This window comes from Streptomyces sp. cmx-4-9 (assembly GCF_046548835.1).
Taxonomy (GTDB): Bacteria; Actinomycetota; Actinomycetes; order Streptomycetales; family Streptomycetaceae; genus Streptomyces.
Genome location: NZ_JAEBEE010000004.1, coordinates 538818 through 554887, shown reverse-complemented (window position 1 = coordinate 554887; position 16070 = coordinate 538818). Strand labels below are relative to the sequence as shown.

14 protein-coding genes are annotated in these 16070 nt (G+C 74.6%); 5 read left to right on the top strand and 9 right to left on the bottom strand.

All coding sequences use genetic code 11. The annotated features are described in order from the left end of the window. Window positions 1–99: 99 nt before the first annotated feature. A complete protein-coding gene (locus tag ACLJTM_RS16190) occupies window positions 100–1500 on the top strand; it encodes an aldehyde dehydrogenase family protein (protein ID WP_411104263.1) in 1401 nt (466 codons plus the stop codon). Window positions 1501–1652: 152 nt separating this feature from the next. On the opposite strand, the gene ACLJTM_RS16185 is transcribed toward ACLJTM_RS16190, so the two are convergent. From ACLJTM_RS16185 to ACLJTM_RS16155, 7 genes are all read right to left on the bottom strand, one after another. After that, complete coding sequence (locus tag ACLJTM_RS16185; protein ID WP_411104262.1) at window positions 1653–2624, bottom strand: hypothetical protein; 972 nt, start codon at window positions 2622–2624, stop codon at window positions 1653–1655. Window positions 2625–2731: 107 nt separating this feature from the next. Then, a complete protein-coding gene (locus ACLJTM_RS16180) occupies window positions 2732–4138 on the bottom strand; it encodes an MFS transporter (protein ID WP_411104261.1) in 1407 nt (468 codons plus the stop codon). Between the two features lie 37 nt (window positions 4139–4175). Continuing rightward, complete coding sequence (locus ACLJTM_RS16175; protein ID WP_411104260.1) at window positions 4176–5117, bottom strand: alpha/beta hydrolase family protein; 942 nt, start codon at window positions 5115–5117, stop codon at window positions 4176–4178. Between the two features lie 124 nt (window positions 5118–5241). Next, entirely contained in the window at window positions 5242–5874 is a 633-nt protein-coding gene (locus tag ACLJTM_RS16170) for a hypothetical protein (protein WP_411104259.1), read from the bottom strand. Then, complete coding sequence (locus ACLJTM_RS16165; protein WP_411104258.1) at window positions 5871–7667, bottom strand: AMP-dependent synthetase/ligase; 1797 nt, start codon at window positions 7665–7667, stop codon at window positions 5871–5873. The genes ACLJTM_RS16170 and ACLJTM_RS16165 overlap by 4 nt, the downstream gene beginning before the upstream one ends. Window positions 7668–7702: 35 nt before the next feature. Next, window positions 7703–8356 carry an acetoacetate decarboxylase family protein gene (locus ACLJTM_RS16160; RefSeq protein WP_411104257.1) on the bottom strand — a complete coding sequence of 218 codons (654 nt, stop codon included), beginning with the start codon at window positions 8354–8356 and terminating at the stop codon, window positions 7703–7705. Then, the gene (locus ACLJTM_RS16155) at window positions 8337–10181 is read right to left on the bottom strand and encodes a GMC oxidoreductase (protein WP_411104256.1); all 1845 of its coding nucleotides are present in this window, start codon (window positions 10179–10181) and stop codon (window positions 8337–8339) included. The genes ACLJTM_RS16160 and ACLJTM_RS16155 overlap by 20 nt, the downstream gene beginning before the upstream one ends. 213 nt (window positions 10182–10394) lie before the next feature. Here ACLJTM_RS16155 and ACLJTM_RS16150 point away from each other — a divergent pair, with 213 nt between their 5' ends. After that, on the top strand, window positions 10395–11819 hold the full coding sequence (locus tag ACLJTM_RS16150; protein ID WP_411104255.1) for an NAD(P)-binding domain-containing protein: 1425 nt from the start codon (window positions 10395–10397) through the stop codon (window positions 11817–11819). Between the two features lie 71 nt (window positions 11820–11890). Next, on the top strand, window positions 11891–12634 hold the full coding sequence (locus ACLJTM_RS16145; RefSeq protein WP_411104254.1) for a hypothetical protein: 744 nt from the start codon (window positions 11891–11893) through the stop codon (window positions 12632–12634). Here the strand turns inward: ACLJTM_RS16145 and ACLJTM_RS16140 are convergent. Both ACLJTM_RS16140 and ACLJTM_RS16135 read right to left on the bottom strand, forming a co-directional pair. Beyond that, window positions 12546–13412, bottom strand: a complete 867-nt coding sequence (locus tag ACLJTM_RS16140; protein WP_411104253.1) for a DedA family protein — start codon at window positions 13410–13412, stop codon at window positions 12546–12548. The genes ACLJTM_RS16145 and ACLJTM_RS16140 overlap by 89 nt on opposite strands. Continuing rightward, window positions 13409–14149 carry a class I SAM-dependent methyltransferase gene (locus tag ACLJTM_RS16135; RefSeq protein WP_411104252.1) on the bottom strand — a complete coding sequence of 247 codons (741 nt, stop codon included), beginning with the start codon at window positions 14147–14149 and terminating at the stop codon, window positions 13409–13411. The genes ACLJTM_RS16140 and ACLJTM_RS16135 overlap by 4 nt, the downstream gene beginning before the upstream one ends. A 179-nt stretch (window positions 14150–14328) precedes the next feature. On the opposite strand from ACLJTM_RS16135, the gene ACLJTM_RS16130 reads away from it, so the two are divergent. Both ACLJTM_RS16130 and ACLJTM_RS16125 read left to right on the top strand, forming a co-directional pair. Then, on the top strand, window positions 14329–15423 hold the full coding sequence (locus ACLJTM_RS16130; RefSeq protein ID WP_411104332.1) for a sensor histidine kinase: 1095 nt from the start codon (window positions 14329–14331) through the stop codon (window positions 15421–15423). Then, the gene (locus ACLJTM_RS16125; protein ID WP_411104251.1) at window positions 15420–16070 is read left to right on the top strand and encodes a response regulator; all 651 of its coding nucleotides are present in this window, start codon (window positions 15420–15422) and stop codon (window positions 16068–16070) included. Before ACLJTM_RS16130 ends, ACLJTM_RS16125 begins: the two co-directional genes overlap by 4 nt.

Genomic DNA, 16070 nt, shown 5'->3' with positions numbered 1-16070 from the left:
CGCGGCCGGGGAGGGTTCCGCGCCGGGTCCCGAGCCGCGCCGTGCGCCCCTCCCCCGCACCCATGTCCTGCCTGTCCACGATCGGGAGCTGACACCACCATGACCGCACCGGACATCGACCGCACGCTGGCCCGGGCGCGCGAGGCCTCCGCCGGCTGGTGCGGGCTCACCTTCGGCGAGCGGGAGCTCCGGCTGCGCCGGTGGGCCACCGGGCTGGCCCGCTCCCGGGCGGAGGTCACCGCCGTGATCCGTGAGGAGACCGGCAAGCCGGCGGCCGACGCCGAACTGGAGCTGCTGGCCGGCCTGGAACACCTGGTCTGGGCCGCCCGGAACGCCCGCCGGGCCCTGCGCCCGCGACGGGTGCCGCCGGGGGCGCTGTCCGCCGAGCACCGGGCCCGCGTGGAGCGCCGGCCGCTGGGGGTGGTCGGTGTGATCGGCCCGTGGAACTATCCGGCGCTGACCCCGCTGGGCGTGCTGGCCGGAGTGCTGGCGGCCGGCAACGCCGCCGTGTTCAAGCCGAGCGAGTACACGACGGAGACGGGCCGGGCGCTGGTGGAAGCCTTCCACCGGGCGAACCCCGGCTCGGCTGACGCCCTGCTGCTGCTGACCGGCGGGGCCGAGGCCGGGGAGGCGCTGTGCCGGGCCGGCGTGGACAAGGTCGCTTTCACCGGTTCCACCCGGACCGGCCGGGCGGTGATGGCCGCCTGCGCCGACACCCTCACCCCGGTGGTGCTGGAGTGCGGGGGGAACGACGCGTTGATCGTGGCGGCAGACGCGGACGTCCGGGCGGCGGCGCGGGCGGCCGTGTGGGGTGCCTTTTCGAACGCCGGGCAGACGTGCGCGGGCGTGGAGCGGATCTACGTGGACCGGTCGGTCGGCGAGGAGTTCATCGGGGCGCTGACCGCCGAGCTTGCCCCGGTGCGGGCCGGCAGCCACTACGGGCGCCTGACCACCGCGGAGCAGGAGAAGGTGGTGCGCGTCCACGTCGAGGACGCGGCGGCCCACGGCGGACGCTTCCTCGTCGGCGGTCCCGAGTCGTTCCGGGAACCGGGCCTGGTGGACCCGGTCGTGCTGGCGGACGTCCCCGAAGACCGGCCCGCGGTACGGGAGGAGACCTTCGGCCCGGTGGTGGTGGTACGGCTGGTGCGGGACCTGGAGGAGGGCGTCGCGCTCGCCAACGCCGTTCCGCAGGCACTGGGCGCGGCGGTCTTCTCCCGCTCGGCGGACGCGTCAGTCGCCGCGTGCCTGCGGGCGGGCATGGTCTCGGTGAACGGGGTGCTGACCTTCGGCGGCATCCCGGGGCTGCCGTTCGGCGGCAACGGCGCGAGCGGCTTCGGCCGGGTGCACGGCCGGGAGGGCCTGCGGGAGTTCACCTCCGCGCAGGCCGTGACCGTGCGCCGGGCACACCTGACGGGCTCCGGGCTGACCCGGCTGCGTTCGCCGTGGTGGAAGCCGTTCGCGCTGCGCACGCTGATCCGGTTGCGGCACGGGCGCGGCTGACGGCGCCGGGTTCCGCCGTACGTCCCTGGGGGGCGGCGAGGGAGGTACGGCCACCGTCGGGAGCCGTTTGCGGCAGTGATCCGCGGCCCGGCCCTTGCCGTTCCGGCCGTACGGGAGGGGGTCGGCGCCGTGGGGTGCCGGCCCCCTCCGTCTCAGTAGGCCTGCCGGACGGTGACCGCGGGGTCCGCGGGGTCGCCCCAGTGGCGGACGTAGGAGCGGGCGAAGGCGTCGCCCAGTGCGGCCTTGAGGAAGAGCGCCGACCAGCGGGCGGACGTACGGATGCCCTCGACCTGGTCGGTGGTCTGGGCCGAGGGGTCCGGGACGGCGCCGGGCGGATTCTGGACGCCCGTGATGCCGTAGTGGTTGGCCCCGGCGACCGTGACGAGTGCCTTCGGGGTGCCCCTCAGCGCCTCGTACGTGGCCTGCGCCGCCGCGGGGGCCGCGATGCCGTCGCCGGAGCCCTGGATCAGGGCGACCGGCACGGTGTTGTTCACCGGGGCGACCGGACCCCCGCCGGGCGGGACGTTGTTGGTGCCGAAGAAGGCGGCCGCCTTGAGCTCGGCGGGCTTGACCGCACCCGGGGGCAGGCCGAAGCAGAACGGGGGTGCGCACTGGCCCTGGACGGTCGCGACGCCGGCGGCGCCGCCGAAGGAGTGGCCGAGCAGGGCGAAGGACGCGGGGTCCAGCCGGCCGGCGAGGGGGCTGCCGGCCCGGGCGTTCTCGGCCTTGGACCAGGCGACGGCGGTCAGGCCCTGGTCGGCGGAGGCCCACAGGCCGGGCACGCCGAAGACGGCGCGCAGGTGGTTGGGGACGACCACGACGAAGCCGAACGCGGCGACGGTGCGGGCGTATCCCTCGTAGTGGCTCTTGTCGACATTGGCGCCCTGCTGGAGCAGGACCACGGGGAGCCTGCTGCCGGTCTCGGGGTAGTAGACGTCGGCTGCGTCGGACCCGACGGAGGCCGCGTAGACGAGGGTGGGGACGGGGGTGGGGCTCTGCGGGGTCTCGGCGGCGCGGGCCGGGCCCGCGGTGCCCACGGCGGTCAGCAGGGCGAAACCGAGCAGGCCCGCCGCGATGCCGCGGCCGGCGCTGCGCCGTGTGTGGGGGTGTGTGGAGTGGGTCATCAGTGATCCGATCTTGTTCGCTGTCGTCGGCGTGCGAGGGATGTCACGGTGTTTCGCTGGAGGAAACTCTGTTTCTCCGTCAGTAAACTGAGCGGTGCATGTGCACGTCAAGGAGCGTCCGCGATGCAGACTGAGCGGCGGGCCGCCGCGGCCGCGTCGGCCTCGTAGGAGTGGCGGCCGCGCAGGACGACGACGGATCCCGCGAGCAGGGGTGCCAGTACCGCCGCGAAAGCCCAGCGGAGCGATCCCGTCGCGTCGGAGGCCAGCCCGATGAGCCAGGGGCCGAGCGATCCGCCCAGGGTGACCAGGAGTTGCAGGACGGCGAAGCCGAGGCCGCGGCGCTCGGCCGCCACCACATCGGCGTTCGCGGCGGTCAGGTTGGCCAGGGCGGCGGCGAAACCGAAGTTGGCGAGGGTGAAGCACACGGCCTGCGGTACGAGCACGGGCACCGCGACGGCTCCGGCCAGGGCGGCGGTGCCGAACAGCAGGCCGGCGCCGCCCACGGCGATGCGGCGGCCCCGGCGCGCGCCCCGGTCGCGGTCCCCCAGCCAGCTGCCGGTGACGATGCCCGCGACGATGCCGACGAGCCCGGCGCCCCCCGCCACCGCGGCGGCCTCGGCCTCGCCGAGGCCGAAGAACCGGCCGTAGTAGGAGGGCATCCAGTAGAAGAGGCCGCCGAGGCCGAAAAAGAGGATGCCGAGACCGGTGACGACCGTGCGCAGGGTACGAATGCGCAGCAGCTCCCCCACCTGTCCGCGCAGGGGCGGCGGGGCGGCGGGACTGCCCGTGGAGTGGGCCCCCGTGGCCGGCGGCCCGCCGCCCTCGCGCCGGTACCACAGCGTGAGGCGGTCTCCGGTGCCGCGGACCGGCTCGCGCAGGGTGAGCACGAGCAGGGCGGTGAGCAGGCCCGGCACGGCGACCAGGAAGAAGCCGGTGCGCCAGCCGACGCTCTGGGCGAGGGCGCCGCCGGCGATGACGCCGATCGGCAGACCGCCGAAGTAGGCCATCCGCTCGTACCCGAAGGCACGGGTGCGGCCGGGGCCGGGGTAGTAGTCGGCGAGCAGGCTGGAGGCCGGCGGGTTGTAGAGCTGGCCGGCCGCCCCGAGGAACATCCGGACGGTGAACAGGGTGAGGTAGCCGCCGGCCAGCCCGGTGCCGACCGTCAGCACCGACCAGACCGCCACGACGGTCGCGACGGCCCAGGTGCGGCGGGCGGTGTCGGCGAGCCGCCCCGCCGGGAGCAGCAGGACGACGGCGGCGAGCGATCCGCCGGTGGCGATGGCCCCGGCGGCCGCGTCCCCGAAGCCGAACTCCTCCTGGATCCGGGGCAGGGCGCCGGCCAGGAGGTTGTACTCGATGCGGTCGACCGCCGCGACGAGGGCGATGCAGACCGCCGGCCACCACCCGAACGGCGCGGGCGTGCCGCGCCGGACGGTGACCGGGGGCCGGCCGGGGAAGACGGTGAACGCGCCCCGCTCCCCTTCCGGTTCGCTTCGGGGGGCGGGTGCGCTCATGGCGTTCCTCCGGGTGGGTGGGTCGGCCGGGCCGCAATCAGGGCTTGGCGGTGTACACGACGCCGGGCAGGCTCTGCGCGGCGGCGCCCCACACCTGGTCCCGCAGGGAGGTGTCCAGGCCCAGCGTGTACAGCAGGTAGGTGGTGGTCACCGCGCGGGTGAGGCGCTGCTGTTCGGCGCGGGCGACCGAACCGCTGTCGCAGCCGAAGCCGCCGCTGTCGGTGAAGCCGCAGTGGAAGCCGCCGGTGACGACGCGCAGCTGGGTGGGGGCGGGCTTGGCGTCGTACATCTTGCGCTGGTGCCCCTCGACCCCGGCGACGGTGTCCCTGCTGCCGCCGACGTACTGCGCCGGGATGGTGAGCGCGGCGGAGGCGCTGACGGCCGACGGGTTGGTCTCGGCGGCGGCGAGGGTGCTGACGGATCGGACGGCCGGGTTGCGGGAGGCGGCGAGCAGGGCCGCGCCGCCGCCCATGGAGTGGCCGGACAGGGCGTAGCGGCCGGTGTCGACGGCTCCGGCGAAGCGGGAGCCGGTGGCGGAGTTCTGCGCGGTCAGCCAGGTGAGGGCGGCGTTCAGGTCGTCGGCGAAGCCGCTGTGGCTGGGTGAGATGCCGCCCTGGGACTTGGGGGTGACGGTGATGAACCCCCAGGAGGCGTAGTGGCGCAGGGTGTTCTCGTACTTGGAGATGTCCTGGAAGAAGCCGTGGCCGAAGGCGAGCCCGGGGTGGAGGCCCTGCGCCACGGGGGCGTTGGCGCCGGCGCTCCTGCCCGGGTACCAGACGCGGGCGCTGTAGGAGCGGCCGGCGGCGGAGACGGTGAGGTCCGTCCAGGCGACGGGGAAGGCGCCCGGCACGGCGGGGTCGGCTGCGACGGCGGGAGCGGGGGTGGGGGTGGGGGCGGCCGCCAGCGCGGTCGGGGCGGTCAGGGTGGCGGCGGCGGCCAGGATGATGGCCGGGACGGCGCGCAGGAGTGTGCGGAGCACGGGTGCCCTCCTGTGGGGGGTATCGGAGAGGGAAACGTTGTACGCCACTTCAGCACATTGACGCGTACACGCCAAGACTGCGGACGTTTCTTTCAGCGGAACGGCGTTCGCTGCTGCGTAACGATCAGGGGCGGGCGGTGGGCGCGGGCTGCGGGCGGGTCCGGACGCCCCGCAGCGTGGCCACCAGCCCGGCCAGCATCAGCGCCTCTCCCAGGTTGCCCAGCGGAGGCGCCGTGAAGGCGGCGGCCGAGGCCGCGAACACGGCGAAGGCGCCCAGGGCGATCCAGGGCGTTCCCTGCCGGATCCAGGCGGTGACCCCGATCGCCAGCAGGACGAGGATCGCGAGGACGGCGGCCGCCGGGAAGGCGCCGGGGTCGGCGTCCACGTAGCGCAGGGTCCCCGCCCACGTACGGGGAACCAGGTGCAGTCCCTGCACGGTGGTGGCGGCGCCGAGGGCGGTCAGGGCTGCGGCGGCGGCCCAGGCGGCGCGCAGGGCCGGGCGGCCGGCCCGCAGCGCGAGGACCGCGCACGGCACGACCAGGGGCGTGCCCAGGACGTGGACGACGAAGCGGCCGGCGCTCAGGGTCTCCAGCACCCGGCCCTCCCCCAGCAGGACGCCGGCCGCCACCACGGCCGAGTCGTACGCCAGGGCGCCGCCGAGGAGTGCAGTGAGCCGCCCGGCCGGTCCCGTACGCCGGGCGGCGGCGGCCAGCAGCAGCTGGACGACGGCGAGCAGCGCCGACGCAGCGGAGATCACCGGCCCGACCCGGCCCGCCGGTACAGGTCCTCGACCAGGTCGGCGTACCGGCCGGTGACCGCGCCCCGGCGGACCTTCAGCGTCACGGTGAGTTCCGCTCCGCCCGGCGCCCACTCCTCGGCGACGACCTCGTGGGCCCGGATCCTCTCGGGCCGCGAGAGGCGGGTGTTGGCTGCGGCGACGGCTTCGGCGAGCGCGTCGGCCAGGTCCGCGGCGTGGGTGTCCCAGGGCGCGGCCGAGGTGATGCCCGCGCGCCGGGCCCAGTGGGTGACGGCCTCCCGGTCGGGGACGAGGAGGGCGACGTTGAAGGGGCGTCCGTCGCCCACGACGACGGCGTGCCCGATCAGCGGTGAAGCCTCCTTGAGTACGCCTTCGATGCGGGCGGGGGCCATGTTCTTGCCCCCGGTGTTGATGATGAGGTCCTTCTTGCGGTCGACGATGCGCACGTTCCCGGCGGGGTCGACCGTGGCCAGGTCACCGGTGTGCAGCCAGCCCTCGGGGTCCACGGCCTGCGCGGTGAGTCCGGGCTCACCGCGGTAGCCGCGCATCAGGAAAGGCGCCCTGACGAGGAGTTCGCCGTCGTCGGCGATGCTGATCTCGGCTCCGGGTACGGGGCGGCCGACGGTGCCGGGGCGCGGGCTGCCGGGCGGGGCGATCAGGGCGATCCCACTGAGCTCGGACATGCCCCAGGCGTCGGTGAGGGGCAGACCGAGAGCGTGGAAGAACTCCTGGAGGCCCTCGGGGGCGGGCGCGGCCCCGGTGATGCAGACCCGGGCCCGGTCGAGCCCGATGCGGCGGCGCAGCTCGGCGAGGATGCCGTCCGCAGCGTCGAGTTCCGCCTGCTCGGACGGGGTGAGGGCTTGGCCCCAGCGCCGCGGGGCGAGGCGGCGGCCGGTGGCGAGGGCGTCCTCGACGAGCGTGCGCAGCCCGGGATCGGCGTCGGCGAGCGCGCCCTCAAGGCCGGTGCGCAGGCGCTGCCATACCGAGGGGACGGCTCCGAACAGGGTGGGCCGCACCGAGGTGAGCGCCTCCGCGAGCCGGGACAGGTCGTCCAGGCAGGTCAGCCGGGTGCCGCAGAGGAGGTGGGTGTAGTGCGAGCCCCACCGGTCGGCGATGTGCGCGGCAGGCAGGAAGGAGAGGTGGCTGTCCTGCGCGGTGACCTCCAGCACCTGCTGTGTACCGGCGAGTTGGCTCAGCATGGCGCGGTGGGTGATCTCGACGGCCTTGGGGCGGCCGGTGGTGCCCGAGGTGTGGATGAGGGTGATGAGGTCGTCGGGGCCGGCCTCCCGGGCGGCCGCGGCGAGATCGAGGGGGCCGGGGGCGCCGGCCTCGGCGTCCGCGAGGCCGAGCACGCCGTCCGCGGCCTGGTCGCCCGGGCCGTCGACGGCCACCAGGTGGCGGACGGCGGTGCCGGTGGAAGCGGCGCGCAGCACCGGCAGGAAGCGGCGTTCGGTGACGACGACACGGGCGGCCGTACCGGCCAGCAGGTCGTGGATCTGGTCGGCGGGCAGGCTGTTGTAGAGGGAGTACGGTACGGCGCCCAGGTGCAGGGCGGCGCAGTCGGCGACGTGGAATTCGGGCCGGTTGGTCAGCATCAGCGCCACCGGCTCGCCCCGCCGCACACCGAGGTGGCGCAGCGCGCCGGCGACGGAGGCGGTGCGGTCGGCGTACTGGGCCCAGGTCAGGGCGGTGCCCGCGAGGGTGAGGAGGGCGGGCTCCTGCGGCCGGGCGGCGACGGTCCGTTGGAAGGCTTCGCAGAGGGTGGCGGGCGGAGCGGGCGTGGAGGTCGTCATACGGGCTCCTCTGGGGGACACCGGGCGGAGGCGGCTCAGACCGTGCGGCCGGACGGGGCGGGGGCACGGGTGCCGAAGGTGAGGCGGAAGTCGGAGAGGGCCAGGCTGAACAGGGGCGGCCGGTCGGCCGGGACCCTCATGGGGCTGCCGGGCGGGACCTGCCAGGCAGCCCGGGCCGGGCCCACCGCGCTGCGGCTGCGTACGGGGCTGGTCACGAGCCTTCCTTCCAGCTCCTGGGCGACGCGGTAGGTCACCGGCCACCGCCCGGGGAGCCGGCCGCCGAGGCGGAAGGAGGCGGCGCACAGTTCCCCGGCCCCGGTCCGGGCACGGGCCCGCACGCCCCCGTCCCGGCCGGCACCGGGCTCGAAGTCGAATGCCGCCAACTCCTTCGGGATGCCCCACAGTTCGCGGCCGCCGGCCATCGACGGCGGGCTGTCCACCCAGATGTCGGTGATGGAGACCCGCGGGCGCAGGCCGTCGCGGACCAGGACGGCGCAGAGCACCTCGTTGTAGCGCAGGACGCTGTCGCCCTCGTAGCGCACCCAGGCGGCGCCCATCAGGGCCCGCCCGGCGACGGCGAGCGGCCGCACCCCCGTCGGGAGGGGCGGCAGGTCCTTGCGGGGTACGGCCCACAAGGACAGGAGCATCTGTCCGGCGAGGTGCCAGGGCTCAGGTGGATACGTCGGCATCGGGGTCCTGTTCTTCGGGTGGTCGGGACGGGGCGGCCTGCAGCCGCAGGGCGGCCGGGGCGTGGGCGGGGACGGCGGGGTGGCGCGGCGCCACGGGATCCACCCGACGGTAGGGCGCGCCGAGCCGGGGGCGGGGGTCGGCGTCGCCGCGGTTGGGCCACAAGGCGGCCGCGCGTTCGGCGAGGGCGGTGATGGTGAGGGAGGGGTTCACGCCGAGGTTGGCGGAGATGGTGGAGCCGTCGACGATGTGCAGCCCGGGATGGCCGTGGACGCGGTGGTAGGGGTCCACGACCCCGTGTTCGGCGTCCGCGCCCACGGTGCAGCCGCCGATGAGGTGGCCGGTGGTGGGGATGTCCAGCAGGTCTCCCCAGGTGCCGCAGGCGAGCGCACCGGTCTGCCGGGCCGCGGTGCGGGCCAGGAGGTGGCCCGCCGGGATCCAGGTGGGGCTGGGCTCCCCCTCCCCGGGCCGGCTCGTCAGGCGCGAGCCGGGCCCGCCGAGCGGGCCGCGCCGCAGTCGGGTGGTGAGGGAGTTGTCGGCGGACTGCATGACGAGCAGCACCACGGCCTGCCGGGCCCAGCGGCGCGGACGGTGCAGGGCGGGCAGGCTGCCGGGGTTCGCGGCCATCGCGGCGAGCCCGGCCAGCAGCCGGGGGCGGCCGGGGACCGGGTCGGTCAGGGTCGCGCCGAGGAGGGCGAGGAGGTTGCTGCCGGGCCCGTAGCGGACGGGCTCCACGTGGGTGGCGTCGTCCAGGTGCACGGAGGAGGTGATCGCCACGCCGCGGGTGAAGTCGGCGCCGGGGTCCCGGGAGCGTACGGCGAGGATGGCCTCGGAGTTGGTACGGGTCAGGTGGCCCAGGCGCGGGGAGAGGCCGGGCAGTGCGCCGGTGGCGCGCAGCCGGTGCAGCAGGCGCTGCGTGCCGAGGGCGCCCGCGGCGAGGACGACGTGCCGGGCGGTGGTGGTGCGGGTGTCGCGCAGCAGGGTGCGCCCGGTCCGTACGGAGGTGACCGCCCAGCGGGGCTCCGGCTCCGGGTTGTCGGCGCCCGCGGCGTGGGCGCCGGTGTCGCGGGGGCGGATGCGGGTGACGGTGCGGTCGGCGACGACGGTGACGCCGGCCGCTTCGGCGAGGCCCAGGTAGTTCTTGGGCAGGGTGTTCTTGGCGTTGTGCCGGCATCCCGTCATACAGGCCCCGCAGTGCAGGCAGGCGCCGCGGGCGGGCCCGGCGCCGCCGAAGTAGGGGTCCGGGACGGTGCTGCCGGGTGCGGTGCCGGGCGGTCCGAAGTGGACGCCGACGGGGGTGGCGCGGAAGGTGTGCTCGCGGCCCATCTCCCGGGCCGCGTCCTTCAGCACCCGGTCGGAGGGGGTGAAACGGGGGTTCTGCGTCACGCCGAGCATGCGGCGGGCCTGGTCGAAGTACGGGGCGAGTTCGGTGCGCCAGTCGGTGAGGGAGGCCCAGTGGGTTCCTTGGTAGAAGGGCGGCGGCGGATCGTAGAGGGTGTTGCCGTAGCCCAGCGAGCCGCCGCCGACGCCTGCTCCGGACAGGACGAGGACCCGGCCCAGCAGGGTCATCCGCAGGATGCCCCGGCAGCCGAGGCGCGGGGCGAAGAGGTAGTCGCGCACCCGCCACGAGGTACGGGGGAAGTCGGCGTCGGCGAATCGCCGGCCGGCTTCCAGGACGGCCAAGCGATAGCCCTTCTCGGCCAGTCGCAGGGCGGTGGCGCTGCCGCCGAAGCCCGAGCCGATGACGAGCACGTCGACCTCGTCGGGGACGGCAGGCTCGGCGGAGGCTTTCGGTGAGGTGTCCGGTGGTGGTGAAGAGGTGGGCATGACGGCTCCCGCACGGCGACCGGCCGGTCGGCCGTACCGCGGAGAGGGGCATCGGTTTGCGGCATGACCGGGCGGTCATGTGACCGCCCGGTCATAGTGGGGTGCCTCCGCAGCCGTGTCAATGAATCCGGCAGCACCGGAATCGGCCCCTTCGGACCGCAACTCCCTTTTGCGCTGCACTGGTTGACAAGGCGGGCCACACAGGATGAGCCTATGACCCCCCGGTCACATGACCGGGTGGTCATATCGGAGGCCCGCATGGAACGCGTCTGCGTGATCGGAGCCGGATCGTCCGGGATCGCCGCCTGCCAGGTGCTCGCCGAGCGGGGCATCCCGTACGACTGCTACGAGAGCGGTTCGGAGGTCGGCGGCAACTGGCGCTACGAGAACGACAACGGCATGTCCTCCGCCTACCGCTCCCTGCACATCAACACCTCCCGCCAGGTGATGGAGTACGCCTCCTTCCCCATGCCTGCGGACAGTCCCGTCTATCCCGGCCACCTCCACATCGCCCGCTACTTCGACGCGTTCGTCGACCACTTCGGCCTGCGCCCCTCCATCGCCTTCCGCACCGAGGTGACCGGCGTCGCCAGGACGCCCGACGGCCGGTGGTCGGTCACGGCCCGCCGCCGCGACGACGACGGGGCGACCGGCGGCATCTACGACGCCGTGCTCGTCGCCAACGGCCACCACTGGAAGCCCCGCATGCCGCGGCCCGCCCTGCCCGGAGCCGACTCCTTCACCGGGACCCAGACGCATTCACACCACTACCGCACCCCCGAACCCTTCGCCGGAGCACGGGTCCTGGTGCTTGGCATCGGCAACTCCGCCTGCGACATCGCCGTGGAGACCTCCCGCCTCTCCGCACGCACCTTCCTGACCATGCGCCGGGGGGCACACATCCTGCCCAAGTACCTCTTCGGCACCCCCACCGACCACCTCACGGGCTCCTGGCTCGCGCGTGCGCCCCTGTCCGTCCAGGCCGCCGGACTGTCACTGCTGCTGCGGCTCAGCCGCGGCCGGCTGTCCGCGTACGGGCTGCCCGAGCCGCGGCACGGGGTGCTCGGCGCCCACCCGACCATCTCCGACGACCTCCTCTCGCGCCTCGGGCACGGTGACATCACCGTCACGCCGATGGTCACCGCGCTCGACGGCGACAGCGCCGTCTTCGAAGACGGCAGCCGGGAGCAGATCGACGCGGTCGTCTACTGCACCGGCTACGACATCTCCTTCCCCTTCCTCGCGAAGGAGCTGATCGACCCCGCCGACAACGCGATCGGCCTCTACCGCCGCGTCGTCTCCCCGGAGCACCCCGGCCTCTACTTCATCGGCCTGGTCCAGCCGCTCGGCGCGATCATGCCGCTGGCCGAGGCGCAGTCCCACTGGGTGGCGGACCTGCTCCAGCGCCGCTGCGCGCTGCCCGCGCCTGCCGCGATGCGCCGCGAGATCGCCGCGTACCGGGCTCGCACCGCACGCCGGTACGTGGCCTCCAGCCGCCACACCATCCAGGTCGACGCCCGGAGCCACCTCAAGGAGCTGCGCGAGGAGCGGATCCGCACGGCCGTCCGCGGCAACGAGGGGCCGTGGACGGTGGTACCGGCCGCCCGGAGCCGAGCGCGCCTGCGCCGCTCCCGCTGACCGCATGGCGCGCCGCACCGCGGCGCCACGACCCGGACCGGACCCCGATCGCGCTGGATGGAGCATCCGATATGACCAATGCCGTGGGCCCCCGGGCCGTCTTCGGGGTCATCGTGCCGAGTACCAACACCGTCGTGGAGCACGACTACTGGGGCGCGCGGATCCCCGGGGTCGCCTACCGCGCTGGTTCGATGCACATCGCGGATCCCGTGATGGGCAGCGACGGGGACTTCGAGGCACTGCTCGGGCAGATCAGGGCCTCCATCGACGTTGCGGTCCGCGACGTCCTGACGGCGGAGCCGGACCGCATGGTGATGGGGATGTCCGCCGAGACGTTCTGGGGCGGCGTGGCGGGCAACGCGGCCTTCGAACGGCGGCTGCGGGAACGCACGGGCCTGCCGGTGACCACCGGCGCGAGTTCCTGTCGGGCCGCCCTTCAGGCGCTGGGGTGCCGGCGCATCGCGGTCTTCTCCCCCTACCAGCCCGTCGCCGACCGCGAGGTGGGCCGCTACTTCACGGAAGCCGGGTTCGACGTGGCGGCGATCTCGGGTCTGCGCTGCCGTACCGCCATGGACATCGCCCGGGTCGGCCCGGCACGCATCCTGGAGATGGTCGGCGCGCTGGACGACCCATCGGTCGAGGCGATCGTGCAGGTGGGCACGAACCTCTCCTTCGTCGCGCAGGCCGATGCCCTCGAATCCGAGCTCGGCAAACCGGTCGTCGCCATCAACGCGGCCACGCTGTGGCACGCGCTGCGCGAGCACGGCCTGGACGACCGCGTCCGAGGCGCCGGCTGCCTGCTGCGCGACCACTGACCTCCCGGCCACTGACGCGAGCCGTGCGGACACCGGACGGCTGACCTGCGGCCCCCGCGGCGGTCCCGGGTCCCGACTGTGCCCGTGACCGCGCCGAACGCGCTGCTCCGGCTTCGGAGCGGGGCTCCGGGGCGGCCGGCGGAGCGGTGGCTTCCTGCCGTCCGCACGACGGCCGGTCCTGCCTGCGACGGCGGACCGTGGCTGCGGTCACGAGCGTCGCGGCAGCCAGGCCGGCGGTGATGGCCAGTACGGGGCCGCCCAGGGCGACGGCGTGTTGGACGGACGTGGCCGCCGCGTAGCCGGCGCCGGCTTCGGCGCCGGCCCACAGGGGTGCGGCGAGCGCGCTGTAGGGGGCGATGCGGCGGTAGGGCATCCGGGTGGCGCCTGCCAGGTGCGGGGCCAGGGTCCGTACCACGGGTACGAACCGGGTGAGGAAGACGGCCTGACCACCGCGGCGTGCCATCAGGGCGTCGGCCCGCCGCCAGGCGGCGGTGGGGATGCGCCGGCCGAGGCCGCCGGTGCGCAGGCGGCTGCCCAGCAGGTGTCCGGTGCGGTGGCCGAGGGCGTCACCGACCACGACCGCGCACGAGGCGGTGGCGACGACCAGGAGGAGGTTCAGCTCGCCGGTGCGGGCCAGCGCACCGGCGGTCAGGAGCAGGGTCAGGGTGGGGATGAAGGCGCCGATCAGCAGGACGGACTCGGCGAGCACCGCGGCGGCCAGGATCACGTAGGCGGTGGGCGCGGGGACCTGGCTGATCAGCGTGGTCAGCGCGTTCATCGGCTCGCGCCGACCGTCGCGGTCAGCGGGACCGCCGCGTCCGCGGCGGCCACAGGGTCGGCTGGCCGGCGCAGCTGCCAGACCTTCGCCGGGGGCAGGTTGCCCCACACGCTCCAGCAGCCGGTGGCGTACCGGCGCTGGTAGCCCGCCAGGACGTCCTCGACGCCGCGGTGGCGGCGGGCTTCGGCGCGAGAAGCGGTCAGGGCGCGGGCGTGGCGGGTGCCCCGGTAGGCGAAGTAGGTGAGCGTGCCGCCGGGCTGCAGCAGTTCCAGGTACCGGTCCATGATCGTCTCCACCTGGGCGGGAGTGAAGTTGGTGAAGGGCAGGCCGGAGACGATCACGTCGTAGGGGCGGTCGGTGCCGAAGTGCTCGACGGGGGCGTGGTGGACCCGGACCCGCTCGTGCGCACCGGCCAGGCGGGGGTGGGAGCGGACGAGAGCGCGTAGCCGGGCGGCAAAGCGGGGGTTGGCCTCGACGATGTCCAGCCGGCTGCCCGGGGAGAGCCGGGAGATGAGGGTGCGGGTGACCGAGCCGGTTCCCGCCCCCGCTTCCAGGACGTTCAGGGGCTGCGCGCCGTTCTCCCTCACCGGATCGGTGAGCAGGCGCGCCAGGGCCTTGCCGCTGGGGGTGACGGCGCCGGTGGTGCGCAGGTCGAGGGCTGCTTCGAGCAGGAACATCCAGCCCTCGGCGTTGCGCTGCGCAAGGACACGGTCGTGTGAGGTGGTCCAGTCATCCATGGCTTCGACGCTATGGAGCGCTGGACCCGTGCGAATCCGCCCATCTGCGCCGCGCTTCCGCTACGAAAGTAGGGGGTGCCGGTGGCCGGTCGGCGGCTGGCGGGCCGGGCTCGGCTGCCTAGGGTGGCAGGGTGAACAAGAGCAGCGGGATGCGGTGGCCGGCCTGGGCCGACGTGGTGATGGTCCTCTTGGTGACCGCCTCGTCGATGCGGGACGCCGCCATCTCGTCCTTCCAGGGTCTGGACCAGCCGTCGGTGGCGGCCGCCGCCGTCGCGGGCCTCTCGCTGGCCGCGCGGCGGCGCCTGCCCGTGGCGGTGACCGCCGTGACGGTGGCCGCGGCGGGACTGTGGGGCCCGATCCTGCCGCTGCTGGTGGCCCTGTTTCACCTCGCCTCGCGCGGCCGGGCCCGGCTGGCTGTCGCGGGCGCCGCCATCGCCCTGATCACCAACGCGCTGGTGCGTCCCGCACTGAGCCTGCTGGCCACCCGCTCCTACGGACCCGCCCTCCTGCTCGTGCTGGCGGTGGTCCTCGGGCTGTGGGCGGGAAGCCGCCGCCGTCTGGTGGAAGCCCTGGCCGGGCAGGTCGAGCACCTGCGCATCGAGCGGGAACTGCGCGAGCAGGCCGCCCGCGCTGCCGAGCGGTCCGCCATCGCCGCGGAGATGCACGACGTGCTCGCCCACCGCCTCAGCCTGATCGCCCTGCACACCGGCGTCCTGGCCACCCGAAAAGACCCCTTGCCCGCCCAGGTCACCGAACGCCTCGCCTTGCTGCGCACCGCTTCCACAGACGCTTTGACCGACCTGCGCGACGTCTTGGGCGCCCTGCGCAGCTCCCCCTCCCTTTCCGCCGACCGGCCCGCGCCGGTCCTGCGCGATGTCGAGGAGGTGATCGAGCAGGTGCGCGCCGCAGGACAGCAGATCGAAACGGTGACCGAAGGCAGGCCGGAACAAGCCCCCGCCGCGCACCGGCTCGCCGTCTTCCGGGTAGTGCAGGAAGCACTGACCAACGTCCGCAAGCACGCCCCCGACGCGCCCGTCCGCATCCGTATCGACTACGGCCCGCCCGCCACCCTCGTCGAGGTCACCAATCCACCCGGCACGCCCGGCGCTCCCGGCGCGCCGGCGGTGCCCTCCGGCTTCGGTCTGGTGGGCCTGCGGGAACGGGTCGAGGCACTCGGCGGCCACCTGAGCGTCGGGCCCGGCGGCGCCGGGAGCTGGCGGCTGGCCGCCCGCATCCCCCACCCCACCACCGAACAGAACGGCTCCCGTACGTGATCCGCGCCATGGTCGTCGACGACGACGCCCTCGTCCGTCTCGGACTGACCGACCTCCTCGACCATGACGACGACATCGAAGTCGTCGCCCAGGCCGCTGACGGACTGGCCGCCATCGAGCAGGCCACCGCCCACCGCATCGACGTCGCCCTGGTCGACGTCCGCATGCCCCGCATGGACGGCATCACCGCCACTGCACGGCTTCGCGCCCTGCCCCATCCGCCGAAGGTCATCACGCTGACCACCTTCGACCTGGACGAGTACGTCTACAACGCCCTCGCCGCGGGAGCCGACGGCTTCCTGCTCAAGGACACCGATCCCGCCGACATCCTGCGCGCCGTGCACCTCGTCGCCGCCGGCTCGGCCATGCTCCACCCCAGCGCCGCCCGCCGCCTCATCGACCGCTACCACCGCACCAACCGCCCGCAGGCCACCCGTGCACGAGAGCACGTCGAGCGCCTCACTCCCCGCGAGAAGGAGGTGTTGGCCCTGCTCGCCGAGGGCGACACCAACGCCGACATCGCCCGGACGCTCGGCATGCGCGAGAGCACCGTCAAAGCACACGTCAGCCGCATCCTGACCGCCCTGGACGTCACCAACCGGGTGCAGGCCGCTCTGCTGGCCCGCGACGCCGACCTCGGACGCTGA

Bases quoted from the DNA above. Each gene is read 5' to 3' on its own strand.
- ACLJTM_RS16190 (WP_411104263.1), top strand. From the start codon at position 100: ATGACCGCACCGGACATCGACCGCACGCTGGCCCGGGCGCGCGAGGCC.
- ACLJTM_RS16185 (WP_411104262.1), bottom strand. From the start codon at position 2,624: ATGACCCACTCCACACACCCCCACACACGGCGCAGCGCCGGCCGCGGC.
- ACLJTM_RS16180 (WP_411104261.1), bottom strand. From the start codon at position 4,138: ATGAGCGCACCCGCCCCCCGAAGCGAACCGGAAGGGGAGCGGGGCGCG.
- ACLJTM_RS16165 (WP_411104258.1), bottom strand. From the start codon at position 7,667: ATGACGACCTCCACGCCCGCTCCGCCCGCCACCCTCTGCGAAGCCTTC.
- ACLJTM_RS16160 (WP_411104257.1), bottom strand. From the start codon at position 8,356: ATGCCGACGTATCCACCTGAGCCCTGGCACCTCGCCGGACAGATGCTC.
- ACLJTM_RS16155 (WP_411104256.1), bottom strand. From the start codon at position 10,181: ATGCCCACCTCTTCACCACCACCGGACACCTCACCGAAAGCCTCCGCC.
- ACLJTM_RS16150 (WP_411104255.1), top strand. From the start codon at position 10,395: ATGACCCCCCGGTCACATGACCGGGTGGTCATATCGGAGGCCCGCATG.
- ACLJTM_RS16145 (WP_411104254.1), top strand. From the start codon at position 11,891: ATGACCAATGCCGTGGGCCCCCGGGCCGTCTTCGGGGTCATCGTGCCG.
- ACLJTM_RS16140 (WP_411104253.1), bottom strand. From the start codon at position 13,412: ATGAACGCGCTGACCACGCTGATCAGCCAGGTCCCCGCGCCCACCGCC.
- ACLJTM_RS16135 (WP_411104252.1), bottom strand. From the start codon at position 14,149: ATGGATGACTGGACCACCTCACACGACCGTGTCCTTGCGCAGCGCAAC.
- ACLJTM_RS16130 (WP_411104332.1), top strand. From the start codon at position 14,329: ATGGTCCTCTTGGTGACCGCCTCGTCGATGCGGGACGCCGCCATCTCG.